Genomic DNA, 22,632 nt, shown 5'->3' on the forward strand with positions numbered 1-22,632 from the left:
TGTTACATTAGGGTAATTAGTGTTGCTGATGGAGATAGGTAATATTACATGATATCTTTTTCAAGTTTCAACAAATAAATAAGCCACTATGGACATTAGACTGTGGTGGCTTATTTTTTTATGCGAATTTCTATAAAGATTTTCCGATTTGTAAAAGACTGTTAAGATGTTAGAATAACTATTGGCAAAGAATTCTGATGGCCCCAAATGTTAATTATACTGATGCAGATAATTTTGGGGACACAAAAGGGACAAAAATATCGATTTTTCACGAATTAAAGTGAATTTATACGAAGCTAATTATGTTGCAAAACATCGCTGTTGAGCGAAAAATACAGAAATACATAGGGATGATTTTATTACATGATATATTTTGATAATAGCGCAACAACTAAGATTGATTCAAAGGTTTTAGAAACTTATGAGCAGGTAGTACAAACTATTTGGGGCAATCCTTCTAGCTTGCATAAACTTGGAGACCGTGCATTTCAATTGTTGGAAAGTTCGCGTAACCAAATTGCTAATCTTTTAGGAACTAAACCCGATGAAATTTTCTTTACTTCTGGCGGGACGGAATCAAATAACTGGGCAATTAAAGGAACCGCATTGCAAAAACGCGAATTTGGTAAACATATCATCACGTCAAGTGTTGAACATGCTTCAGTGGCCAATACGTTTACAACTTTAGAAAGTCTTGGCTTTCAGGTTACGCGTTTGCCAGTTGATAAACGAGGTTGCGTTAGTGTTACGGATCTTCGTAACGCTATTGATTCAAATACTACGCTAGTGTCAGTCATGGGAGTTAATAATGAAATTGGAACGATTCAACCAATTGCAGAAATTAGTGACTTGTTAGATAATTACCCGACTATTAGCTTTCATGTTGACAATGTTCAGGCTCTTGGTAAAAATATTTGGTCGCGAGTTTTTACACCACGCGTAGATTTATTTAGCTTGTCAGGGCATAAGTTTCATGCCCCTCGTGGAACAGGAATTCTTTATAAAAAACGTGGTAAGATGATTTTTCCACTACATGATGGTGGTGGACAAGAAAAGGGTTTACGTTCAGGAACTGAAAACTTGCCTGCAATCGCTGGTATGGCTAAGGCTATACGGTTACTTTTAGAAAATGAGGTACAGAAGGCCAACCTCGAGGTAGCAATCAAACAAAGAATAGTTGATTATCTACAAAACAAACCTGGGATTAAGATTTTTTCACAGAGTTCAGTTGACTTTGCTCCACATATTCTTTGTTTTGCGCTTGAAGGTATTCGCGGTGAAACTTTAGTTCATACATTAGAAGAGCATGATATCTATACTTCTACTACTTCAGCTTGTGCTTCTACCAAAAGTGAAGAAGCTAGTACATTAGTTGCTATGCATGTCGATGATAAGGATGCTACAAGTGCAATTCGGTTGAGTTTTGATGAAACAAACACTATTGAAGAAGCTGATGAATTTATTAAAGTTTTTGATAAAATTTACCAACATTTCGCCCCAATTAATCATTTAGGAGAATAAAAAGTAATGAAATATACTGAAATTATGGTTCGCTATGGTGAGCTTTCAACAAAAGGAAAAAATAGGAAGGATTTTATCGGACGGCTTGCTGGAAATGTAACTAAAGTTCTACGTGACTTTCCGCAAGTTGAAATTCATCCACGTCACGATAGAATGCATATTGTATTAAATGACGCACCTTTTACTGAAATAGATCAACGGCTAAAAAGAGTTTTTGGAATTCAAACGTATTCACCAACTATTAAAGTAGAAAAGACGCTAGATGCCATTAGGGAAACTTCACTTGCATTAATGAAAGAAACTTTTAAAGCTGGCATGAGTTTTAAAGTTAATACCCGTAGAAGTGATCATCATTTTACTTATGACACTAATGAATTAAACCTAATGATTGGTGATTATTTATTTAAAAATATGACTGGCTTGAAAGTAGAAATGAAGCATCCAGATTTGGTATTACGTATTGAGGTGCGCCAAGATGCGGTATATATTTCTAACCAGTTGCTTCATGGTGCCGGTGGTATGCCTGTAGGTACTGGTGGTCACGCAGTTATGATGCTATCCGGGGGAATTGATTCGCCAGTTGCATCATATCTTGCTTTAAAACGTGGTGTAGACATTGATATGATCCATTTTTATAGTCCACCATACACTACTGAAAAAGCACTAAATAAAGCTAAGGAATTGACTGGAATTTTAGCCAATTATTCTGGGCGAATTAATTTTATTGCTGTACCATTTGCTGAAATTCAAGAAACTATTAAAGAAAAATTACCAGAAGGTTATCTAATGACGGTTCAACGCAGATTTATGTTGCGTTTAGCCGATCAAATCCGTGCAAAAAGAAGAGGTTTAGCGATTTTTAATGGTGAATCTATCGGGCAAGTTGCATCTCAGACATTGGAATCGATGGCAGCAATTAATGATATAACAACTACTCCTGTTGTGCGCCCAGTGGCAACGATGGATAAAACTGAAATTATTCGTTTAGCTGAACAGATCGGAACTTTTGATTTATCGATCCAGCCGTTTGAGGATTGTTGCACAATTTTTGCGCCACCTCGTCCAAAGACCAAGCCAAGAATTGATAAGGCTCGTGAATATGAATTTCGCCTTGACATTGAAGGATTGGTCAACCGAGCTCTCGATGGTATGAAAATAACTACTATTTATCCTGGCGATAAATTCTTAGCTAATAAAGCTAAGGAAGATACTGCATTGCTATAAAAAACATGCTATAATACATGCAAAGCAATAATCAAGAGGGTATTAACTTTATAAATAGAGAAAGGCTCATTGTTGGTGAAAAGCCGAATGAAGGTTAATTGGTAGCTTGATTAAGCTGATTGGCTGAACTAATAGTAAGCTAATTCGGTAAGTTAACCGTTATCACTGTTAAGAGAAGCAGGTTTTAACCTGCTTAACCTTAGGTGGTACCGCGGTTAAATTAAATCGTCCTAGACAATTTGTCTAGGATTTTTTTATTGGGAGAAAAATTATGACAGATCTAGCACCTAAATATGATCCCCATGAAGTTGAAGAAGGTCGGTATCAAGAATGGCTTGATCAGGATCTTTTTAAACCATCGGGTGATAAAAAAGCACATCCATATTCCATTGTTATTCCACCGCCAAATGTTACAGGAAAACTTCATTTGGGGCATGCCTGGGATACCGCAATTCAAGATACATTAATCCGCTTAAAACGGATGCAGGGCTATGATACCTTATATTTACCAGGCATGGATCATGCTGGAATTGCGACACAAGCTAAAGTTGAAGCAAAATTGCGTAAGCAAGGAAAAGATCGTCACCAAATGGGCCGTGAAGCTTTTGTAAAACAAGTTTGGGACTGGAAGGATGAATACGCAAATATTATTAAAGGCCAGTGGGCCAAGATGGGGCTATCCCTTGATTATTCGCGTGAACGCTTTACTTTAGATAAGGGACTATCGAAAGCTGTAAAACGGGTATTTGTACAGTTATATAATGAAGGCTTGATTTATCGTGGTGAATATATTATTAATTGGGATCCACAACTGCAAACGGCTTTGAGTGATATTGAGGTTATTCATCAGGATGATAAAGGAGCTTTTTATCATATTAAATATCCATTCGCTGATGGTTCGGGCTTTGTAGAAATTGCGACAACTAGGCCAGAAACCATGTTTGGAGATACAGCCGTTGCTGTTGCACATGGTGATGAACGTTACAAAAATATTGTTGGTAAAGAATTGGTATTGCCACTAGTAGGTCGTAAAATTCCGATTATTGAAGATCAACATGTTGATCCTGAATTTGGGACTGGACTAGTTAAAATTACCCCAGCACATGATCCAAATGATTTTGCAGTAGGAAATCGTCATCATTTAGAACGGATTAACGTAATGAATGATGATGGTACGATGAATGAAAATGCTGGAAAATTTGCAGGAATGGATCGTTTTGACTGCCGTGAGGCCCTGGTTAATGAATTAAAGGATCAAGGCTATTTGATTAAAGTTAGACCAATTGTTCACTCCGTTGGTCATTCTGAACGTTCTGGTGTTCAAGTTGAACCACGTTTATCAACACAATGGTTTGTAAAGATGAAGCCGTTGGCTGAGAAAGTTCTAGAAAATCAAAAAACTGAAAATAAGGTCAACTTTGTTCCTGAACGCTTTGAGCAAACACTTGAGCATTGGATGGAAGATGTTCATGATTGGGTAATTTCTCGTCAGCTATGGTGGGGTCACCGAATTCCTGCTTGGTATAATAAAAAGACTGGTGAAATGTATGTTGGTGAGGAAGCACCAAAGGATGAAGAAAACTGGAATCAAGATTCTGATGTTTTAGATACATGGTTTTCAAGTGCTTTGTGGCCATTTTCGACACTGGGTTGGCCAGATGAAGATGCTGCCGATTTTAAACGCTATTTTCCAACTAATACCTTGGTTACTGGTTATGATATTATTTTCTTCTGGGTATCACGAATGATTTTTCAAAGCTTGCACTTTACCCATGAGCGTCCATTTAAGGATGTTGTTTTACATGGTTTAATTCGTGATGAACAAGGTAGAAAGATGAGTAAATCTCTGGGTAATGGTGTTGATCCAATGGATGTGGTTGATGAGTACGGTGCCGATGCTTTACGCTGGTTTTTACTTAATGGAACAGCACCAGGCCAAGATACACGTTATAATCCGAAAAAATTATCTGCTGCTTGGAACTTCATAAATAAAATTTGGAATGCTGCCCGATTTGTAATCATGAATTTACCAGAAGATTCGCAGCCGGCACATTTACCTGATACTAAACAGTTTGATTTATCGGATAGTTGGATTTTTGATCGATTGAATCACACTGTTAGTGAAGTCATTCGGCTATTTGATGAATACAAGTTTGGTGAAGCTGGCCGAGAATTGTATAACTTTATTTGGAATGATTTTTGTGACTGGTACATTGAGATTTCCAAAGTTGCATTAAATGGAGATAATGCGGAATTAAAGGCTAGAAAGCAAGATAATTTAATTTGGATTCTTGATCAGATTTTACGTTTACTTCATCCAATCATGCCGTTTGTAACTGAAAAATTATGGTTGTCAATCCCACACGATGGTAAGTCAATTATGGTTGCTAAGTACCCTGAACAACATAATGAATTTGTTAATGATACTGCTCAGCATGATATGGCTTTCTTAATTGAAATTATTAAGGCTGTTCGTAATATTAGAATGGAAGTTAATGCACCGTTATCATCTTCTATTGATATCATGATTCAATTAGAAGATGCAAAAAATAAACACATTTTAACAGATAATTCTGACTATGTTAAAAACTTTTTGCATCCAAAAGAATTAACTATTGCAACTAAAATTTCAGCGCCTAAATTGGCTAAAACCGCCGTTGTTTCGGGAGCGCAAATTTTTATACCATTAGCTGATTTAGTTAATGTTGAAGATGAAATTAAGAAGATGAGAAAAGAAGAAACAGATCTTGAAGCTGAGGTGGAACGGTCTACAAAGAAGTTGAGTAATCAGGGCTTTGTGGTACATGCACCAGCAGCTGTTATCGACAAGGAAAAAGAAAAGTTGTCCGATTATGAAAGTCAACTTGATGGTGTACGGCAAAGAATTAAAGAATTGAAGAAGAGTGAATAAAGTGATTTTTAATAATACGAAAACCTTTTTGTCATATTTATATGCTCTACCTAAAAAACACTCTAAATCCGATTTAAGTTACATTCAAAAAATTTTACATGTCCTCGGTGATCCACAAGACCAGGTTAAAACAATTCACGTAACAGGGACTAATGGTAAAGGATCGACATCGTATTATTTAAGCCATTTGCTAGAAAAGGCCGGTCAAAAGACTGGCCTTTTTGTTTCACCTTATGTGTTTGAGTTTGGTGAACGAATGCAAATTGATGGTAAAAACATGACAGATTCTGCCATGCTTAAAACAGCTAATCAAATTGAAAATGCTCTATACAAAATAAGAAAAATTGACCCGGATTTTTCATTAGTAACCTTTGAATATGAAGTTGTTATGGGCTTTGTTTACTTTGCCAAGGAAAAATGTGATTTTGCGGTCATTGAAGTTGGCATTGGTGGTCAACATGATAAAACGAATGTAATTATTCCAGAGGTCAGCATTATTACTACAATTGGATTGGATCATGAGAAAATTATCGGTCCGACTATTCAAGATATTGCTTATGAAAAAAGTGGCATAATTAAAAGAAATCGCCCGTTAGTTGTGGGGAATATTCCACGAGAAGTTATGCCTATAATTAATAAAAGGGCGGTTAAACAACATGCTGCATGCTATAAATTGGGGCAAAATTTTAAAATTTTTCTTAATAAAAAGTTGATCTATCAAGATAATGAGCATTATCTTAGTTTTTTACCACGACCTAAGGTAGAAAGTTATGATATTGCTGTTGCACTTAAGGCCTTTTTTTTATTGCAGCTACAACTATCAGATAAGCAAATTATAGATACGATTGATCAAACTGTAATTCCAGGACGTTATCAAATATTACAGGCTCAACCTTTAATTATCTTAGATGGGGCGCATAATCAGCAAGCAATGAAAAATTTGCTGAATTTTGTTCATCAACAGCAAAATTTGCATAAAGCTACAGTGAGAATTTTAATTATGATAATGCGGGATAAAGATCTGGATCCTATTTTTTCTTTGTTCAAAGAAACGGATCGGGTAAATCTAACAACGATTGATTATCCACGTGCCGCTAAATTGGAAGATTTCCCGAAAAAAATCAAAAATAAATATCCTTATTGGCTAGATTGGAAAGCTGCATATGCTTCCTTAAAACATGAGAGTAAATCAAATGATATACTAGTAGTAACGGGATCATTTTACCTAGTTGGTAATATTTTGCAGCTGGAGGAATCAAATGAAAGTTCAAGGGATTAACGAGCGTGTTAGGGGAATTCTGTTCGATATGGATGGATTATTGATGAACTCTGAAAAGCTGTATTGGCAAGCTAATATAGTGGCTGCTAAAGAAGCTCATATTAATGTTCCAGATGATCTTTATTTAAAACTTGTTGGGTCATCAGAAGATGAAATGAATCATTTTTATCATCGCTATTTTAGTAGCTATGAGCAACGGAATCGTTTTATTAAACGTACAAATGAATTGGTTTGGCAATGGACTGATGAGGGTAAATTAAAGTTACTTCCCGGAGTTCAGCGAGCTTTGGATTGCTTTCAGCATCTTGCACTTTCGATGGCAATCGTAACAAGTAATACAGAGGAAGTAGTTGAACATAATTTATGGGTAACTGGTATTCGAAATTACTTTGATTTTCATTTGAATTCTGCTGACATTTATAGAAATCATATCAAGCCAAAACCAGAACCAGATATTTATCTTTTAGCTGCCGAAAGAATGGGATTACCCAAACGTAATTTACTTGCTTTTGAAGATTCTTCTTCTGGAGTGAAATCTGCTACTAGTGCTGGAATAAAGTGTGTAATGATTCCTAATTTATTGCCTGCAAATGATCAAGATAAGGATAGTGCAGTGGCTGTTTGTTCAAGTTTTGATGAGTTTTTAGAAAAAATTTAGTCTTTTCTACGTATCTAATTAGTGAAAGGAATGATTTAATGAAGTATATCAAATCCAGTCACTTTTGCGTAGACACAGATATGGAATTGTTGTGTAACTTGTTTAATCGACTGAATGATAATGGAATTAGTCGATTTGATGAGTTAATTAAAAAACTTACAGAACTTCAAGTGAATAGTTTTAGTGATCTGTTTGCTTATCTTTCTGGCGCTAATTGTGATGATGATCTTGCAATTGTTTGTGAAGATTTGCTTGAAAGATTGAGATTAGCTGTGCCTGATCGTGAGGCCATTTTGACCTCCAGCAATGAAGTAGGGATGTATTTAATGGATAAGTTGGCAGGTCACCAACAGGAGGAATTATGGGTTCTGTATATTGATAACAGTAATCATATTATTGCAGAAAAGTGCCTATTTCGTGGAACCTTAGATAAGTCAATTGCGCATCCACGGGAAATTTTTCGTTGGGCCGTGATATATGCTTGTGCAGGAATTTTTGTTGTTCATAATCATCCTAGTGGTAATTTGTCACCATCTAAGAGTGATATTGAATTAACTAAGAGCTTAATATCAATTTCTCAAGTAATGCACATTGATTTTTTAGATCATTTTATTGTCGGTAAAGGCAAATATCTCAGCTTGAAAGAGAAACAATTATTTTAAAATCATCTAAAACTTAACTCGGAAATCTATTTTAAATCGTACTTTATGCTATAATTATTCAAGATTTAGAGACTGCAGTTATTAAGGAGAGATTTTCGTGTTTGGATTAGGAGCTAAAAATATTGGTATCGATTTGGGTACAGCCAATACTCTTGTTTATATGGAAGGAAAAGGAATTGTTCTTAGAGAACCTTCTGTTGTGGCAAAAAACACTCAAACTGATAAAGTGATCGCAGTTGGCTCAGAAGCTCGTGAAATGATCGGCAGAACGCCAGCTAATATTGCTGCCATTCGACCAATGAAAGATGGAGTGATTGCGGATTACGATACTACGGCTGCCATGTTAAAATACTTTATTGAGAAAACAGTGGGAAATGCTAAGCCTTCAGCGATGATTTGTGTGCCATCGGGTGTAACCGAGGTAGAAAAGCGTGCTGTCATTGACGCCGCGAGGGTTGCTGGTGCTCGTGAAGCTTTTGTAATTGAAGAGCCCTTTGCTGCTGCTATTGGTGCTGGGCTTCCAGTCATGGATCCTACTGGATCCATGGTTGTTGATATTGGAGGAGGTACAACAGATGTTGCCACAATTTCACTTGGTGGCATTGTTTCCTCTACATCAATTCGGCAGGCTGGAGATAAGTTTAATTCTGCAATTATAAACTATGTGCACTCTAATTTTAATTTATTAATTGGAGAGCGTACTGCTGAAGATATTAAGATTCAAATTGGTTCGGCTTCAGTTGAAAAAGCCACGAATATTGAATCGATTAATATTCGTGGTCGTGATTTAGTTAGTGGTTTACCAAAATCTGTTGATGTAAAAGCTGTTGATGTTGCTAATGCTATTCAAGATGTTGTTCAGGATATCATTGTGGCAATTAAAGAGACACTTGAACAAACATCTCCAGAAATTGCGGCAGACGTTATTGACCATGGGATTGTTTTAACCGGTGGTGGAGCATTGCTGAAGAATTTACCAGATGTTATTTCAGAAGCAACTAAAGTCCCAGTTTTTATTGCTCAGGATCCACTTGATTGTGTTGCGTTAGGGACTGGCAAATCTCTTAAAAACATTGAACTAATGCGCAAAAGTCGCAGATAATCTTGAAAGTCGGCTATTTTTGCCGACTTTTCTTTAGGGATAAATTCCATATGAAGAAGTTTTTACAAAATAAAAAATTATTATCAGTCTGTATAGTTATTATTATTGCTTTTTCCATCATAGGTGGTAGCGTAAGTTTACGTAATAATCGAAATACACCATTACTTATACAAAGCTTTGGAAATGATATTGTAGCAGTTGGTACCAGAATAGTTAATTTTCCGATTAGCATAGTTTCAGGTAATTTAAACAGTGTTTATGATTTATTAAAAACGCAAGATGAAAACAATTATTTAAAGAGTCGTGTAACTGAATTACAACAGACTAAAACCCGCAATCAAGCGCTTGAAGCGGAGAACCAACAATTAAAGGCAGCATTAAAAGTAAAACAAACAATGACCGACTATGACACGGTACAGGCTTCAGTTATCTCACGTTCACCAGATAGCTGGCTTGATTTGCTGGTGATCAATAAAGGTACTACTTCAGGTTTACAAAAAAACATGGCAGTCATGTCAGGTGGTGGTGTGATTGGACGAATTGTTGAAACTAATGCTGCTTCTGCTAAAGTTGAATTAATTACAACTAGTGATAAATCAGCAAATCGTTTTGCGGTTGAAGCGGAAGCGACTAATGGAAAAAAAGTTCATGGAGTTATCACTGTAATTGGATCTAATACTTTAGCCTTTACTCAAGCAATTGACGCTCATAAGCTTAAAGCTGGAATCAAAGTATATACAAGTGGTATGGGGGGAAATTCACCAAAAGGATTGTTAATTGGTTCAATTGCTACTACAACACATGATACTTTTGGCTTGTCTAATTTGATAAAAATTAATCCAGCTGGTGAATTAAATGATCCGTCTATTGTTACTGTGATAAAAAGAAAGGTAGCAGAGTAATGCATGTCTTCAAGAAATTCACCTTGGCATTTGCTTTATATGTTGCCTTAGTTACTAATGCGAGTCTCTCTTTTTTCTTGCATCAATTTTTTGCCAATACAGGTGGTTCTAATTTGTTGATGCCAATTGGTATTATGTTGATTGCATTATTTGATGATACAAATAAAAATGAAATTTGGCTCTCCCTATGTAGTGGAATTATTGCTGATTTGTATTATTTTGGAATCATTGGCATTTATACTATTTCTTTACCAATTATTTGCTGGGGATTACAACGGATAGCTCGTTTTTTGCCAGAAGTTTTTTGGGTTAGGATTCTGGTTGTTTTGTTAACTGTAATTTTGCTTGATTCTTATACTTGGATGATTATAAATTTGGTCGGCATTAGTAGTATTTCGGTTACCAAACTACTTACAAGCATCATACCTACTCTTTGTTGGTCGCTTTTATTTACAATAATTACTTACAAACTTTGGGACGTTTTGGCTAGTAATTATCCCTTTATGGTTAATCTTGATAATTACAAACAATAAAAACGTGAAGCCACTGTCTTCACGTTTTTATCCTAGCATTCCCATGCTAGCTAATGAACTAACTGCCTGCATAATAATGCCTACCAAGGTAATGAGTGCCATTAACCAGGCCATTACAATTGTTAGTCTTTGAAATTTTGATCTTTTCTTTTTATGTCTACGTGCCATAAATTCGTCCTCCTATTTGAACAATATTTTATTCTACTTGATTATTTTTTTCAATTAGGAAAAGCAATAAGAGGCATAATTAAATTATCGAGGTGCAATATGCTTTATATTTTTTTACTACCGCTAATTGGATTAATTATCGCTTTTGGACTAGCTCATTTTTTTCCAAAAGCAAAATTTAGAGGATATGATGTTTTACCTTTATTTTTTATTATGGCATGTCACTTAATTTCGGTTCAGCAAGATAAGCCAGAATTCTTGCCTTATGGCTTTTTCACTTTTTTTATTCTGATTGTGATTTTAGCTGCTGTTGAAGCAATTAAAAATAAAAATATTTCTTTAATTAAATTAATCCGTCAAATTTGGGATTATCTTACTGTCAATACAATATTTTGGTATCTTGGCTTGTTATTTATGATGATCTAACTCTAAGTAATTCGAACATAAAATAAAAAACTGCTAAATTTTGCTTTTTAAAAGTATTAGTTTAGCAGTTTTTTATTTGGAAACAATGAGACCCCCACATTTTTCTTAAATAAAAAAGTTGAAAAATAAAGGTAATTTACTTATTTCAAAATAAAAAATTAAATAATTCATCTTTTATTACTAAAAAAGTGGTAGGAAGTGGTGAATTGTGGTAAATTATTCTTAGGAAGGAGGCTAAGCCATGTTCATGGGTGAATATCATCACAATCTTGACAGTAAAGGGCGCTTAATTATACCTGCTCGTTTACGAAGTCAGATTGGTGACAAGATGATTTTTACGCGTGGAATGGAGGGCTGTATATTCGGCTATACCACTGAGGCATGGGAGAAAATTGAAGCCAAATTAGCACAACTTCCGTTGACTAAGAGAAATGCACGTAGTTTTACACGTTTGTTTTATTCTGGTGCGATGGAGTGTGAATTCGATAAACAAGGGCGTGTCAATCTGACCACAACATTAAAGAATCACGCTTCCTTGGTTAAAGAATGTGTCATTGTCGGCGTTTCAGACCGAATAGAAATTTGGTCAAAAAATCGTTGGGAAGATTTTAGCATACAGGCTAACGAAGATTATGATGATATTGCTGAAGATTTTGATAATATTGAACTATAAATTATGAAATTCAAACACACCAGTGTACTCTTACACGAAACAATTAATGAATTAAAACCAAAAAATGATGGGCTTTATGTGGATGCAACCTTTGGTGGAGGCGGACATGCAAAGTACTTGTTAAGTAAACTTGATAGAGGAACGTTAATCGGTTTTGATCAAGATCAATATGCAATAGATTCAGCAAAGTTAAACTTTGCTAATTTATTAGCTTCGAAAACTGGTCCGCAATTAAAATTGGTACACGATAATTTTAGCCATCTGAATGTGAATCTGGTTAAGCTAGGTTATCAAGATGGTATTGATGGTATCTATTATGACTTAGGAGTTTCTTCTCCACAATTTGATCAAGCTGAACGCGGATTTTCGTATCGCTTTGATGCCAGACTGGATATGCGAATGGATCAGAGGCAAAGCCTCGATGCATATCAACTGGTAAATGAAACAAGTCAAAAAGACTTAGCAAATATTTTATATAAATATGGTAATGAGAAATTTTCACGTCAAATTGCTCACAAAATCATTGAAAGCAGACAAAAAAAACCGATTGAAACAACTTTTGAGCTAGTGGAAATAATTAAAGAAGCTATTCCGGCGTATGTTCGTCGTAGCGGTGGACATCCTGCAAAAAAAACTTTTCAAGCCTTACGTGTAGCTGTAAATCATGAACTCGAAGTATTAAATGAATCACTTAAAGAGGCAATTGATTTACTAAAGCCGGGTGGCAGAATTAGTGTAATTACTTTCCAATCCGACGAAGATCGAATCGTCAAAAGTATTTTTAAAAAGTATTCTGAAGTTGAAGTTCCAAGGGGAATGCCAATGATACCAGATACTTTAAAAGCAAGAATGCGTTTGGTTAATCGAAAACCAATTGTTGCTTCAGATGAAGAATTAAAAAATAATAACCGCTCACACAGTGCCAAGTTGCGGGTAGCAGAAAAATTGTGAAGAGGGAAAAGCAATGGCTGATAGTTTAGCAAGAAAAATAGAATTTAATCCTAATGAAAAGCCAAAACCACAAAATAGGCAGCGGCAAGTTCTTGATTATCATCAAGTTTCTTGGTCTGTTTTCGAGAAGACTTTGTTGACTGTGGGAGCAATTATTACAGTTGTTTTAATGGCTATTTTAGTTTCTTCTAGTATTTCTGCAACATCAGCCCAGCATGAACTTACCAGTGTACAGCGTTTAGTTGAAAAAAAGCAGAGTCAAGTTAGCGATTTACGTCAGGAAATGGGAGAGTTAACTTCGACTAGTAGAATGAACAGGATTGCTCGTAGCAATGGGTTGACTTTAATCGATAAAAATATTAGGACTATTCGCTAATGAAAAAACGCGTTATAAATTTAGAATCACAAAAATCCAAAGCTCACAGATACCGTTTTACAGTTGGAAGATATTTTCAGGTAACTGTAGCTTTGGTTTTTCTTGTATTTATGGGTAGATTTTTATATGTTGGAATATCTAAAACTGTTAATGGTCAAAATTTAAATCAGAAAACTGAACAGCTGTATATGCGCAATCAAGTATTAAAAGCAAATCGTGGAACGATTTATGATCGCAATGGATTAGCAGTTGCGCAAGATTCTCAATTGTATACTGTTTATGCCATTTTGGATAAGTCGTCAATTAATTATAAAAACAAACCGGAATATGTTGTAAATAAAGAAATAACAGCTGAAAAATTAGCTCAAGTTCTGCCTTTATCCAAAAATCAAATTTTACATTATTTGTCTCCAATACATCCAGCTTTTCAAGTACAATTTGGTAATGCTGGTATTGGTTTAAATAAGAAACAAAAGGATAAAATTGAAAAGATGAAATTGCCAGGAATCAAATTTTTTGAGACACAGTCTCGACTCTATTTAAATGGTAATTTTGCTTCTCATGTGATTGGATTAGCAACTCCAGAATATAATAAGAAGACCAAAAAAGAAAATTTGGTAGGAACTATGGGACTTGAGGCATGGTATGATAATACTCTGTCTGGTAGGGATGGTTATCAAATTTCATCGGTTGATGCTGCAAATTATCAAGCGCCAAACAGTGTTCAAACATACAAAGCACCGGTTGATGGAAATAATATTTACTTAACTATTGACTCACAGCTACAAACTTATCTGGAAAGTAGGTTAACTTATGTTCAAAAAAACTACGACCCTGTATCAATGACAGCAGTAGTGGAAGATTTAAAAACTGGTAAAGTCTTAGCTGCATCGCAAAGGCCAACTTTTAATCCACAAACGAAAAAGAATTTAAGTCACTCATATCGTGATATCTTGATTCAGGACACTTTTGAACCTGGATCAGTATTTAAGGTTTTAACACTAGCAGCCGCTACTAATAGTGGTAATTATCATCCTAATCAATATTACAATTCTGGCTCTGTGCTAGTTAAAGGTTCAGCTATTCATGACTGGCAGGCGCATGGCTGGGGAAGTATACCATTTTCACAAGCATTTGCGCGATCCAGCAATACAGGATTTGTTCATATTGAACAACAAATGGGGGCCAAGACTTGGTATAGCTATTTGAAAAAATTCCGTATTGGTCAAAAAACAGGAGTAACTTTGCCGGGCGAGCAACCAGGCTTTTTGACTTTTAATTCACCAATTGATCAGGCAGTAACTAGTTTTGGTCAAGGTGTAAATGTTAATGTAATGCAAATGATGCAGGCATTCAGTAGTTTGGCAAATAATGGACAAATGGTTAAACCACAATTTGTTGATAAAACATGCGATCCAACAGGGAAAACAATCACTAATTATCAAATTAAAAAAGTTGGCCAGCCTGTATTTTCTCCTGAAACTGCGCAAGTAGTCTTGTCTAACATGAAGCAGGTTTTGAATAAGCGCATTGGTACTGGATCAATTTATAGAATTGATCATGAAAGTATTGCAGCTAAAACTGGTACAGCTCAGATCGCCAATCTTAAGGGCGGAGGCTATTTAAAAGGTGATAATAATTATATTTTTTCGGTGGTTGGTGTTACACCAGCCAAAAATCCACGTTATTGTATCTATATTACAATGAAACAACCACGCAGAATGAGTAAACCCGCTGAAGTAATTTTGGCATCTATTTTCAAGCCCCTAATGAAGAGAATTATTTTAATGTCGCAAAGTGGACTGAATAGTTCACTATATGTTAAGGTACCTAATTTTAAAGGGCTGAATTATTCTGATGCTGTAAAAAAAGCGAATCAGGTTGGCCTTGAACTAGAAAAAATTGGTAAGGGTGATAAAATAACGGCACAGGCTTATCTTCCTGGTAAAAAAGAATTGCCTGGGTCACGGCTATTTGTTAAAACTTCAGGACAAATGATTTGTCCAAATATGAAAGGTTGGACACTTGATGATCTTCATCAATTTTCTGAATTAACTGATCTAAATCTAATTATTAGTGGGTCAGGCTGGGTTCAAGATCAGAGTATTTTGCCAAAATTACCGATTAAGTCAAAAGATAAAATAAAAATAAAATTAAAGGAGTAGCACCTTATGCTTATTAGCATCATAGCATTAGTCAGTTCATTAGTAATTACAAGTCTTCTTTTACCATGGATGATCATTTTGATGCGATCACACCATGAAGGACAGGAAATACGTGATGAAGGTCCTAAGTGGCATCAGAAAAAATCAGGAACACCAACAATGGGTGGTATTGTTTTTGTACTTGCTTCTGTCGTTTCAACGTTATGGGTTGTATTATGGCAGCATGAATTTAGTAAATTGATTTTAATATTGGTGTTAAGTTTATTAGGTTATGGCTTAATTGGATTTCTTGATGATGGTATAAAACTTGTTTATAAGCGTAATTTAGGATTAAAAGCTTGGCAAAAATTTACTCTTCAGATTTTAATTGCATTACTGATAGTTGTACTTGCGACTGCTGATCATTTCAAATTTAGTCTTTATTTGCCATTTTTTGGTGTTGTCAGCAATATTTTTTTATTTATTGTGTTTATTGTCTTTTGGTTGGTTGGTTTTTCAAATGCAGTGAACTTATCAGACGGATTAGATGGATTAGCCACCGGATTGTCAGTAATTGCTTATGGAACTTATGCAGTTTTAGCGTTTAAACAACAAAATTTAGCAGTTTTAATATTTTGTATGAGCGTATTAGGCGGCCTACTAGCATTTTTCGTTTTCAATCATAAGCCAGCCAAGATTTTTATGGGAGATGTTGGTTCATTAGCTCTTGGTGGAGGCCTAGCTGCTGTCAGCATATTCTTACATCGCCCATGGTCATTGTTACTAATAGGAATTGTCTTTGTTTGTGAAACTGCAAGTGTAATTTTGCAAGTCATTTCTTTTCAAACTACTGGAAAACGAATCTTCAAAATGACTCCAATTCATCATCATTTTGAAATGCTGGGATATTCAGAATGGAAAGTTGATTTTATTTTCTGGATAGTTGGATTACTAGGAAGTATTTTGTATCTTATGATTTGGGGGTAAACAAAATGAAGCAAATCAAAACCTATGAAAATAAAAATATTCTGGTTCTTGGATTAGGAAAAAGTGGTTTTGCAGTTAGTAAGCTACTCCTTAAACTTGGGGCTAAATTAACATTAAATGATCAAGCGGATCTAACAAATAACGAACATGCAAAAAAATTACGTGATCTTGGGGTTCGCATTATTAGCGGAACTCATCCTGTTAATTTGTTTGACCATGAGCGGTTTGATTTTTTGGTTAAAAACCCTGGAATTTCGTATGATAATCCGATGGTAAAAAAGGCGCAAGAAGTTGCGATACCAATTATTACAGAACCACAGATTGCTTTAAATGTAAGCGATACACCGTATGTCGGAGTGACGGGGTCAAATGGTAAAACAACGACTGTAATGCTTACACAGCAAATCCTCGACCATCACTTGAAAAAGTACGGGCACCATGCATATGCCGTTGGAAATATTGGTGTCCCAATTTCTGAAGTTGTTCTTTATTCAACTAAAGATGATGTTCTAGTGGTTGAATTATCTAGTTTTCAACTATTAGGTGTAAGTGATATTAGACCCCAAGTGGCAGCAATTGTTGATATTTATAATAATGTACATCTTGATTATCATAAATCATTTAGCAATTACGTGAACGCTAAGTTAAATATCACCAGAACTCAAACTTCTGAGCAATATTTTTTGGTAAATTATGATCAAAAAGATATTTTGATTCAGGAAAAAGATGCTTCTAAAGCACATATTTTGACTTTTTCAGAAAAAGAAAATGCAGCTGATTTTTTTATTGCAGATAATTATTTGCAAAGCAAAAAAGAAAAAATTATGAAGACGAGTGATATGAAGTTACCAGGACTTCATAATCAGCAGAATGCTTTAGTTGCTAGTGCAATTTCTTTGATAATGGGTGCTAACCTTGATGATATACGTACTACATTAGCATCTTTTGCTGGTGCTAAACATCGCTTACAATATGTGATGACGCTTGAAGGACGCCAGGTTTATAATGATTCTAAATCAACCAATATCGAAGCTGCATCAGTAGCAATTCCTTCTTTTAATGAACCAGAGGTTTGGATAGCTGGAGGATTAGATAGAGGTTTTAGTTTTGATGAACTTGTTCCACTTATAAAAAAACATGTTAGAGTTGCTGTTTTGTATGGTGAAACTAGGTATTTATTGGCAGATGCTGCCCGTAAAGCTGGCGTTGAACAAATTATTATTAAAGATACTTTACAAGAAGCAGTACCTGAAGCATATCAGGTTAGTAAATCTGGTGAGGTCTTGTTATTTTCCCCAGCTTGTGCCTCTTGGGATCAATTTAGAACATTCGAAGAACGCGGCGATTATTTTATAAAATTTATTAAGGAACTGAAGACTAAATAAAATGAGAGTTATTTTTACAGGTGGTGGAACTGGTGGCCACATTTATCCGATTATGGCAATTATTGAAAGGTTAAAGGAGCGTAAATTAGCAACAAATGATGAAATTTTGTTTGTTGGAACAAAAAACGGTTTAGAAGCCAAGATCGTTCCAGACGCCGGTGTTAATTTTAAAACAATTGAAATTCAAGGGTTCAGTCGCAAACATATAATGACTAACTTTTCAACACTTAAAATGTTTGTTAAGGCAACTAAAACTGCCCAAAAAATCATTAGTGAATTTAAACCGGATGTTGTTATGGGTACAGGTGGATATGTCAGTGGCGCGCTTGTCTTTGCAGCCGCAAAAATGAATATCCCAACAATGATTCATGAATCAAATTCAGTGGTTGGTATTGCTAACAAATTTTTGGGGCATTATGTTGATAAAATTTGCTACACTTTTGATGATGCTGCTAAACAATTCACTGAAAAGAAAAAGTTGGTGAAAACTGGGAATCCGCGCTCTCAACAGGTATTAAGTTTATTTTCTGAAGATTCTAATATTCACTCATCACTAAATTCTCCAAGACCAACGGTATTGATTTTTGGAGGTTCACGAGGAGCCTTGGCTATTAATAAAATAATGCTAAAATCCATAATAAAGTTAAAACATAAGCCATATCAAACTATCTGGGTAACTGGGATGCTTTATTATGATAAAGTTAAAGCAAAATTGACCGGCATTGATTATGGAGATAATATAAAAATCTTACCGTATGTCAATGATATGCCTGCATTATTACCCAAAATGACGTGCGTTGTTTCACGGTCTGGAGCAACAAGTATTGCTGAATTTACTGCTCTCGGAGTGCCTGCAATTCTAATACCAAGTCCTAATGTAACACATAACCATCAGATGCAAAATGCACTGGACTTAGAAAAAGCTGGAGCTGCCATTGTCATTGCTGAAAATGACTTGAATCCTAATAATTTTATTTCTTCAATTGATCATATTTTACTTGATGGCAAATATGCTAATGCAATGAGTGATGCTTCTAAAAAATTGGGCGTTCCAGATGCTTCAGATCAAGTAATTAAAGTTATGAAAGAAATCTCTAAATAACTGGAATAAGAAGGTGAGGTAGTTGAAAAAAAAACGTGTGACAAAAATTGACCCTCAAGAAAAATTATCACGCTATTTAAACTATCAGTCTAATCAAACTAAGAATAAACAAAGAACCAAGGTTTCTGCCTCGCTTTCTAAATTGCGCAATGAACGTAAGACAGCTTTGGTCAGAAAATTAGGGTTGATTTTTGTTGTTTCATTTATTGCACTAATTATGCTTGGTTACTATATTTCGCCTCTGGCAAATATTAATAGTGTGAAAATTACTGGTGAAACTGATCTTCCTGTAAAAGATGTAGTACAGATATCAGAAATCAAAGCAAGTGATAAGGTAATTGATTATCTTTTACATCAAAGCAATATCAAATATAAATTGATGCACCATTATCCTGAAATTAAGAGTATACAGATAAATATTAGTAATTTTAACCAGTTAACTTTAAGAATTAACGAATACCAAACAATAGGCTACATAAAAAAAGACACGGGATATTGTAAAATTTTAATTAATGGAAACTTAGGATCGCAGTTATTGCCTTGGAATAAAATTAGCCGAAATCAGCCGATTTTTATTGGTTATAATCACGAAGTGTCTTTGAAAAACAATCTACATTTATTTAACAGTTTACCAAAAGAATTTCGTGATCAGATTAAACTTTTAAGTGGAAAGACCAGAAGAAAGTCACAAGTTATTTTCGTCATGAAAGATAACAATGTTGTTATTGGTAATATTGACACACTCAAAAGCAAACTAAAGTATTATAATGATATAAAAGATAAAGCTGGAAAAGAAAGTTTAATCGATTTAGAAGTAGGGGCATATAGTCGTCCTTTAACTGCAAATGAAAAGAGAGTTTACGGTATTTTGTAGGCTGAAAATATGTTTATTTTATGGTAAAATTTTTAAAAAGATTATCGACGGGGGGTTAATTTTTGGACAATACAAATCTTTTGGTGGGCTTAGATTTAGGAACTACAAGTGTGAAGGCTGTAGTTGCTGAGTCAGAAAAAGTGATTGGTGCAGTAGCGGTACCAAATAAAGGTATGCGACATGGAAACATTGTTGACATCGATGAAACTGCAAGTGCAATTAATAAAGCTTTAAAAGAAATCGCCAAAAAAACTAATGCAAATATTTATCGTGTTGTAACTGGTATTCCAGTAGGAATGTTACAGTTAGAAGCAGCAAGTGATTTGATTAACGTTAGTGATAATGGCCAAGAAGTTGGCAATCATGATGTTAGGCGTGTTATTCGTGCATCAATTCGATCCGCCGTTAAGAATGAACGGGAACCAATTGCTTTTTTACCAAGTCGTTTCTTGATTGATGGCAAAACAGAAGTTGATGATCCGCGTAAAATGATTGCTCATTCACTATCAGTTCAAGGTATTATGCTAACTGCACCGGCTAGCCCTCTGCATAATATAAAAAAGGCAATTGAACGTGCGGGTTATCAAAACAATTTCTTTATACCAACCCCTCTTGCTATTTCTAGTGTAGCTCTTGACGAAAGTGAGCGTACTTTTGGATCGATTATCCTTGAATTAGGTGGAGGTGTAACCACAGCTACTGTCATACACAATGGTCAGATTAAGTATGCCAATATTGACTTTGAGGGCGGTGGTGATATTAGTAATGATATTTCTACTGTTTTAAGTACTTCGAAAAAAGATGCTGATCAATTAAAGTTAGATTATGGTTATGCTGATCCCAATCTTGCCTCTGTTAAGAATAAGTTTGCTGTTAATAGTGTTGGCACTAATGGGCAACAAATGGTTGACGAAGTTTATTTAAGTAAAATTATTAATGCTAGGATTATTCAAATAGTTGATAGAATCAAAAAAGGTTTGGTTAAGCATGATGCATTGAAGTTGCCTGGAGGAGTTGTAATTACTGGTGGTAATAGTTTACTACAGGGAACAGATAAAATAATTTCCGATACACTTAATGTAAAAACACGCATTTATCAGCCGGATCAAATTGGAATGCGTAATCCTGTTTATTCAGCAGCATATGGTATTGTTAACTATGCTTATAAAATGTCTGATATTGATTTTTTAGTTATTGATGCAATTTACGGTAAAAACTCTCTAGGTCAAGTTACTGAATCCGACTCACGAGTGACTAAAAATTTAAAAAGAGTGAATACTACAGATGAAACAAAAGTAAAAGAAGAATATAATAGACGTGAGTTGCTGAAGCGAGAACACAAGTCGCAAAGCAAGAAAAAAAGTAATACAGATAATAAGGAAAAAGGCATTAAGAGTTTCTTCAAGAAGTTCTTTGATTAAAGGTGGTTAATATAGATGGATTTTACATTTGACTCAGACGACAATAAAAATGCTGTCATCAAAGTCATTGGTGTTGGCGGCGCAGGTGGTAATGCAGTCAATCGAATGATTGATGATGGTGTTCAAGGGGTATCCTTTGTGGCTGCCAATACTGATGTACAAGCTCTTAATAGTAATAAAGCTGAAACCAAAATTCAATTGGGGCCAAAATTAACGAGAGGTTTGGGCGCTGGTTCGCATCCAGAAGTTGGTCAAAAGGCAGCTGAAGAAAGTGAACAAACAATTGAAGATGCACTAAAGGGTGCAGATATGATTTTTATTACAGCTGGAATGGGTGGTGGAACTGGTACAGGCGCAGCGCCAGTTGTTGCCAAAATTGCACGTGAAACCGGAGCGTTAACCGTGGGTGTTGTGACACGTCCTTTTACTTTTGAAGGCCCTAAACGGTCAAAGAACGCTGCTGAAGGAATTTCACAATTAAAACAATATGTTGATACATTAGTTATTATTGCAAATAACCGATTGCTTGAAATGGTAGATAAGAAGACTCCGATGATGGATGCCTTTAAAGAAGCGGATAATGTTTTAAAACAAGGTGTTCAAGGTATTTCAGATTTGATTACTTCAACTGATTATGTTAACTTGGACTTCGCAGATGTAAAGACAGTTATGGCTAACCAAGGTGCTGCTTTGATGGGAATTGGTCGTGCTAGTGGTGAAAATAGAACGGTAGAAGCTACTAAATTGGCTATTTCTTCACCTTTATTAGAAGTTTCAATTGACGGTGCTAAACAAGTATTACTTAATATTACTGGTGGTCCTGATTTAACTTTATTTGAAGCTCAAGACGCTTCGGAAATAGTTTCTAAAGCGGCGGGTGACGATGTTAATATCATTTTCGGAACATCTATTAACCCCAACCTAGGTGATGAAGTTGTTGTGACTGTAATTGCAACAGGAATTAGTTCTCAAGCGGAAGAAGAAGCATCTAAACAGTTGCCTGGACGGAGTCATCAAATTAAAGCGGAAGCTGAACAAACAAAAAGTTCAGGTGATAATGTTTCAGCAGTCCCACAACCAACTACAATGCCACATTCAGAGCAAGTCAAGACTGCGCCTAAGCATAAGTCAATGGTTGATCCTACAAGCGTATGGGGGTTAAACAGTGAGGATCAGGAAAGCAGAAGAACAACCCCATTAAATCTTGATCAAGATGAAAATCAAAGTCCTTTTGATGTAGATGATCAAAGTAGTATCTCACAAATTGAAACAAGTGCGATGGATGATGATACAGATGATATACCTTTTTTTAAACACCGTGGTGAAAATTAAT

The 22,632-nt window shown here is 35.3% G+C and carries 21 protein-coding genes; 20 read left to right on the top strand and 1 reads right to left on the bottom strand.

Annotation, left to right across the window (positions count from 1 at the left end; all coding sequences use genetic code 11):
* The first annotated feature begins 363 nt into the window (after positions 1-363).
* The 9 genes from F5ESL0228_RS03500 (at position 364) to mreD (ending at position 10,792) form a co-directional block, all read left to right on the top strand.
* Complete coding sequence (locus F5ESL0228_RS03500; RefSeq protein ID WP_122022869.1) at positions 364-1,521, top strand: cysteine desulfurase family protein; 1,158 nt, start codon at positions 364-366, stop codon at positions 1,519-1,521.
* A gap of 6 nt (positions 1,522-1,527) precedes the next feature.
* On the top strand, positions 1,528-2,745 hold the full coding sequence (gene thiI / locus F5ESL0228_RS03505; RefSeq protein ID WP_122022870.1) for a tRNA uracil 4-sulfurtransferase ThiI: 1,218 nt from the start codon (positions 1,528-1,530) through the stop codon (positions 2,743-2,745).
* A 271-nt stretch (positions 2,746-3,016) separates the two neighbouring features.
* Positions 3,017-5,656 carry a valine--tRNA ligase gene (locus tag F5ESL0228_RS03510; protein WP_122022871.1) on the top strand — a complete coding sequence of 880 codons (2,640 nt, stop codon included), beginning with the start codon at positions 3,017-3,019 and terminating at the stop codon, positions 5,654-5,656.
* A gap of 1 nt (position 5,657) precedes the next feature.
* Positions 5,658-6,935, top strand: a complete 1,278-nt coding sequence (locus F5ESL0228_RS03515; RefSeq protein WP_122022872.1) for a folylpolyglutamate synthase/dihydrofolate synthase family protein — start codon at positions 5,658-5,660, stop codon at positions 6,933-6,935.
* Positions 6,916-7,593: an HAD family phosphatase gene (locus F5ESL0228_RS03520; RefSeq protein WP_122022873.1), complete on the top strand. Its 678-nt coding sequence runs from the start codon at positions 6,916-6,918 to the stop codon at positions 7,591-7,593. Before F5ESL0228_RS03515 ends, F5ESL0228_RS03520 begins: the two co-directional genes overlap by 20 nt.
* Before the next feature lie 38 nt (positions 7,594-7,631).
* On the top strand, positions 7,632-8,255 hold the full coding sequence (locus F5ESL0228_RS03525) for a RadC family protein (RefSeq protein WP_122022874.1): 624 nt from the start codon (positions 7,632-7,634) through the stop codon (positions 8,253-8,255).
* A 97-nt stretch (positions 8,256-8,352) separates the two neighbouring features.
* The gene (locus F5ESL0228_RS03530) at positions 8,353-9,357 is read left to right on the top strand and encodes a rod shape-determining protein (RefSeq protein WP_122018078.1); all 1,005 of its coding nucleotides are present in this window, start codon (positions 8,353-8,355) and stop codon (positions 9,355-9,357) included.
* Positions 9,358-9,407: 50 nt separating this feature from the next.
* Positions 9,408-10,259 (top strand): rod shape-determining protein MreC, encoded by an 852-nt coding sequence (gene mreC, locus F5ESL0228_RS03535; protein WP_122018079.1) that lies wholly within the window; start codon positions 9,408-9,410, stop codon positions 10,257-10,259.
* Positions 10,259-10,792, top strand: a complete 534-nt coding sequence (gene mreD / locus F5ESL0228_RS03540; protein ID WP_122018080.1) for a rod shape-determining protein MreD — start codon at positions 10,259-10,261, stop codon at positions 10,790-10,792. The genes mreC and mreD overlap by 1 nt, the downstream gene beginning before the upstream one ends.
* A 27-nt stretch (positions 10,793-10,819) precedes the next feature.
* Here the strand turns inward: mreD and F5ESL0228_RS03545 are convergent, their stop codons facing one another.
* Positions 10,820-10,960, bottom strand: coding sequence for a DUF4044 domain-containing protein (locus F5ESL0228_RS03545; RefSeq protein ID WP_122018081.1), 141 nt, complete (start codon positions 10,958-10,960; stop codon positions 10,820-10,822).
* A 99-nt stretch (positions 10,961-11,059) separates the two neighbouring features.
* Between F5ESL0228_RS03545 and F5ESL0228_RS03550 the strand changes: the two genes are divergently transcribed.
* The 11 genes from F5ESL0228_RS03550 (at position 11,060) to ftsZ (ending at position 22,631) form a co-directional block, all read left to right on the top strand.
* Positions 11,060-11,386 (top strand): DUF3397 domain-containing protein, encoded by a 327-nt coding sequence (locus F5ESL0228_RS03550; RefSeq protein ID WP_122018082.1) that lies wholly within the window; start codon positions 11,060-11,062, stop codon positions 11,384-11,386.
* Positions 11,387-11,627: 241 nt separating this feature from the next.
* Entirely contained in the window at positions 11,628-12,059 is a 432-nt protein-coding gene (gene mraZ, locus F5ESL0228_RS03555; protein WP_122018083.1) for a division/cell wall cluster transcriptional repressor MraZ, read from the top strand.
* Between the two features lie 3 nt (positions 12,060-12,062).
* The gene (gene rsmH, locus F5ESL0228_RS03560) at positions 12,063-13,010 is read left to right on the top strand and encodes a 16S rRNA (cytosine(1402)-N(4))-methyltransferase RsmH (protein ID WP_122022875.1); all 948 of its coding nucleotides are present in this window, start codon (positions 12,063-12,065) and stop codon (positions 13,008-13,010) included.
* Positions 13,011-13,023: 13 nt separating this feature from the next.
* A complete protein-coding gene (ftsL, locus tag F5ESL0228_RS03565; RefSeq protein ID WP_122022876.1) occupies positions 13,024-13,386 on the top strand; it encodes a cell division protein FtsL in 363 nt (120 codons plus the stop codon).
* Positions 13,386-15,551, top strand: a complete 2,166-nt coding sequence (locus F5ESL0228_RS03570) for a penicillin-binding transpeptidase domain-containing protein (RefSeq protein ID WP_122022877.1) — start codon at positions 13,386-13,388, stop codon at positions 15,549-15,551. Before ftsL ends, F5ESL0228_RS03570 begins: the two co-directional genes overlap by 1 nt.
* 6 nt (positions 15,552-15,557) lie before the next feature.
* Positions 15,558-16,517 (top strand): phospho-N-acetylmuramoyl-pentapeptide-transferase, encoded by a 960-nt coding sequence (gene mraY / locus F5ESL0228_RS03575; protein WP_122018087.1) that lies wholly within the window; start codon positions 15,558-15,560, stop codon positions 16,515-16,517.
* Between the two features lie 5 nt (positions 16,518-16,522).
* A complete protein-coding gene (murD, locus tag F5ESL0228_RS03580) occupies positions 16,523-17,902 on the top strand; it encodes a UDP-N-acetylmuramoyl-L-alanine--D-glutamate ligase (protein WP_122022878.1) in 1,380 nt (459 codons plus the stop codon).
* 1 nt (position 17,903) lies between these two features.
* Positions 17,904-19,004 (top strand): undecaprenyldiphospho-muramoylpentapeptide beta-N-acetylglucosaminyltransferase, encoded by a 1,101-nt coding sequence (gene murG / locus F5ESL0228_RS03585; RefSeq protein ID WP_122022879.1) that lies wholly within the window; start codon positions 17,904-17,906, stop codon positions 19,002-19,004.
* Positions 19,005-19,026: 22 nt separating this feature from the next.
* Positions 19,027-19,878, top strand: coding sequence for a cell division protein FtsQ/DivIB (locus tag F5ESL0228_RS03590; protein ID WP_122022880.1), 852 nt, complete (start codon positions 19,027-19,029; stop codon positions 19,876-19,878).
* 62 nt (positions 19,879-19,940) lie between these two features.
* Positions 19,941-21,299 carry a cell division protein FtsA gene (gene ftsA, locus F5ESL0228_RS03595; RefSeq protein ID WP_122022881.1) on the top strand — a complete coding sequence of 453 codons (1,359 nt, stop codon included), beginning with the start codon at positions 19,941-19,943 and terminating at the stop codon, positions 21,297-21,299.
* Positions 21,300-21,314: 15 nt separating this feature from the next.
* Positions 21,315-22,631: a cell division protein FtsZ gene (gene ftsZ / locus F5ESL0228_RS03600; RefSeq protein ID WP_122022882.1), complete on the top strand. Its 1,317-nt coding sequence runs from the start codon at positions 21,315-21,317 to the stop codon at positions 22,629-22,631.
* Position 22,632 lies beyond the last annotated feature (1 nt).

Origin of the sequence: Lactobacillus sp. ESL0228, assembly GCF_003692825.1 — a bacterium.
Taxonomy (GTDB): domain Bacteria; phylum Bacillota; class Bacilli; order Lactobacillales; family Lactobacillaceae; genus Lactobacillus.

Excerpts from the sequence above, each read along its gene's own strand:
- F5ESL0228_RS03570 (WP_122022877.1), top strand. The coding sequence starts at position 13,386 with ATGAAAAAACGCGTTATAAATTTAGAATCACAAAAATCCAAAGCTCAC.
- mreD (WP_122018080.1), top strand. The coding sequence starts at position 10,259 with ATGCATGTCTTCAAGAAATTCACCTTGGCATTTGCTTTATATGTTGCC.
- ftsL (WP_122022876.1), top strand. The coding sequence starts at position 13,024 with ATGGCTGATAGTTTAGCAAGAAAAATAGAATTTAATCCTAATGAAAAG.
- F5ESL0228_RS03510 (WP_122022871.1), top strand. The coding sequence starts at position 3,017 with ATGACAGATCTAGCACCTAAATATGATCCCCATGAAGTTGAAGAAGGT.
- F5ESL0228_RS03525 (WP_122022874.1), top strand. The coding sequence starts at position 7,632 with ATGAAGTATATCAAATCCAGTCACTTTTGCGTAGACACAGATATGGAA.
- murD (WP_122022878.1), top strand. The coding sequence starts at position 16,523 with ATGAAGCAAATCAAAACCTATGAAAATAAAAATATTCTGGTTCTTGGA.
- F5ESL0228_RS03550 (WP_122018082.1), top strand. The coding sequence starts at position 11,060 with ATGCTTTATATTTTTTTACTACCGCTAATTGGATTAATTATCGCTTTT.
- murG (WP_122022879.1), top strand. The coding sequence starts at position 17,904 with ATGAGAGTTATTTTTACAGGTGGTGGAACTGGTGGCCACATTTATCCG.
- thiI (WP_122022870.1), top strand. The coding sequence starts at position 1,528 with ATGAAATATACTGAAATTATGGTTCGCTATGGTGAGCTTTCAACAAAA.
- ftsZ (WP_122022882.1), top strand. The coding sequence starts at position 21,315 with ATGGATTTTACATTTGACTCAGACGACAATAAAAATGCTGTCATCAAA.
- F5ESL0228_RS03520 (WP_122022873.1), top strand. The coding sequence starts at position 6,916 with ATGAAAGTTCAAGGGATTAACGAGCGTGTTAGGGGAATTCTGTTCGAT.
- mraZ (WP_122018083.1), top strand. The coding sequence starts at position 11,628 with ATGTTCATGGGTGAATATCATCACAATCTTGACAGTAAAGGGCGCTTA.
- F5ESL0228_RS03545 (WP_122018081.1), bottom strand. The coding sequence starts at position 10,960 with ATGGCACGTAGACATAAAAAGAAAAGATCAAAATTTCAAAGACTAACA.
- F5ESL0228_RS03500 (WP_122022869.1), top strand. The coding sequence starts at position 364 with ATGATATATTTTGATAATAGCGCAACAACTAAGATTGATTCAAAGGTT.
- rsmH (WP_122022875.1), top strand. The coding sequence starts at position 12,063 with ATGAAATTCAAACACACCAGTGTACTCTTACACGAAACAATTAATGAA.
- mraY (WP_122018087.1), top strand. The coding sequence starts at position 15,558 with ATGCTTATTAGCATCATAGCATTAGTCAGTTCATTAGTAATTACAAGT.
- mreC (WP_122018079.1), top strand. The coding sequence starts at position 9,408 with ATGAAGAAGTTTTTACAAAATAAAAAATTATTATCAGTCTGTATAGTT.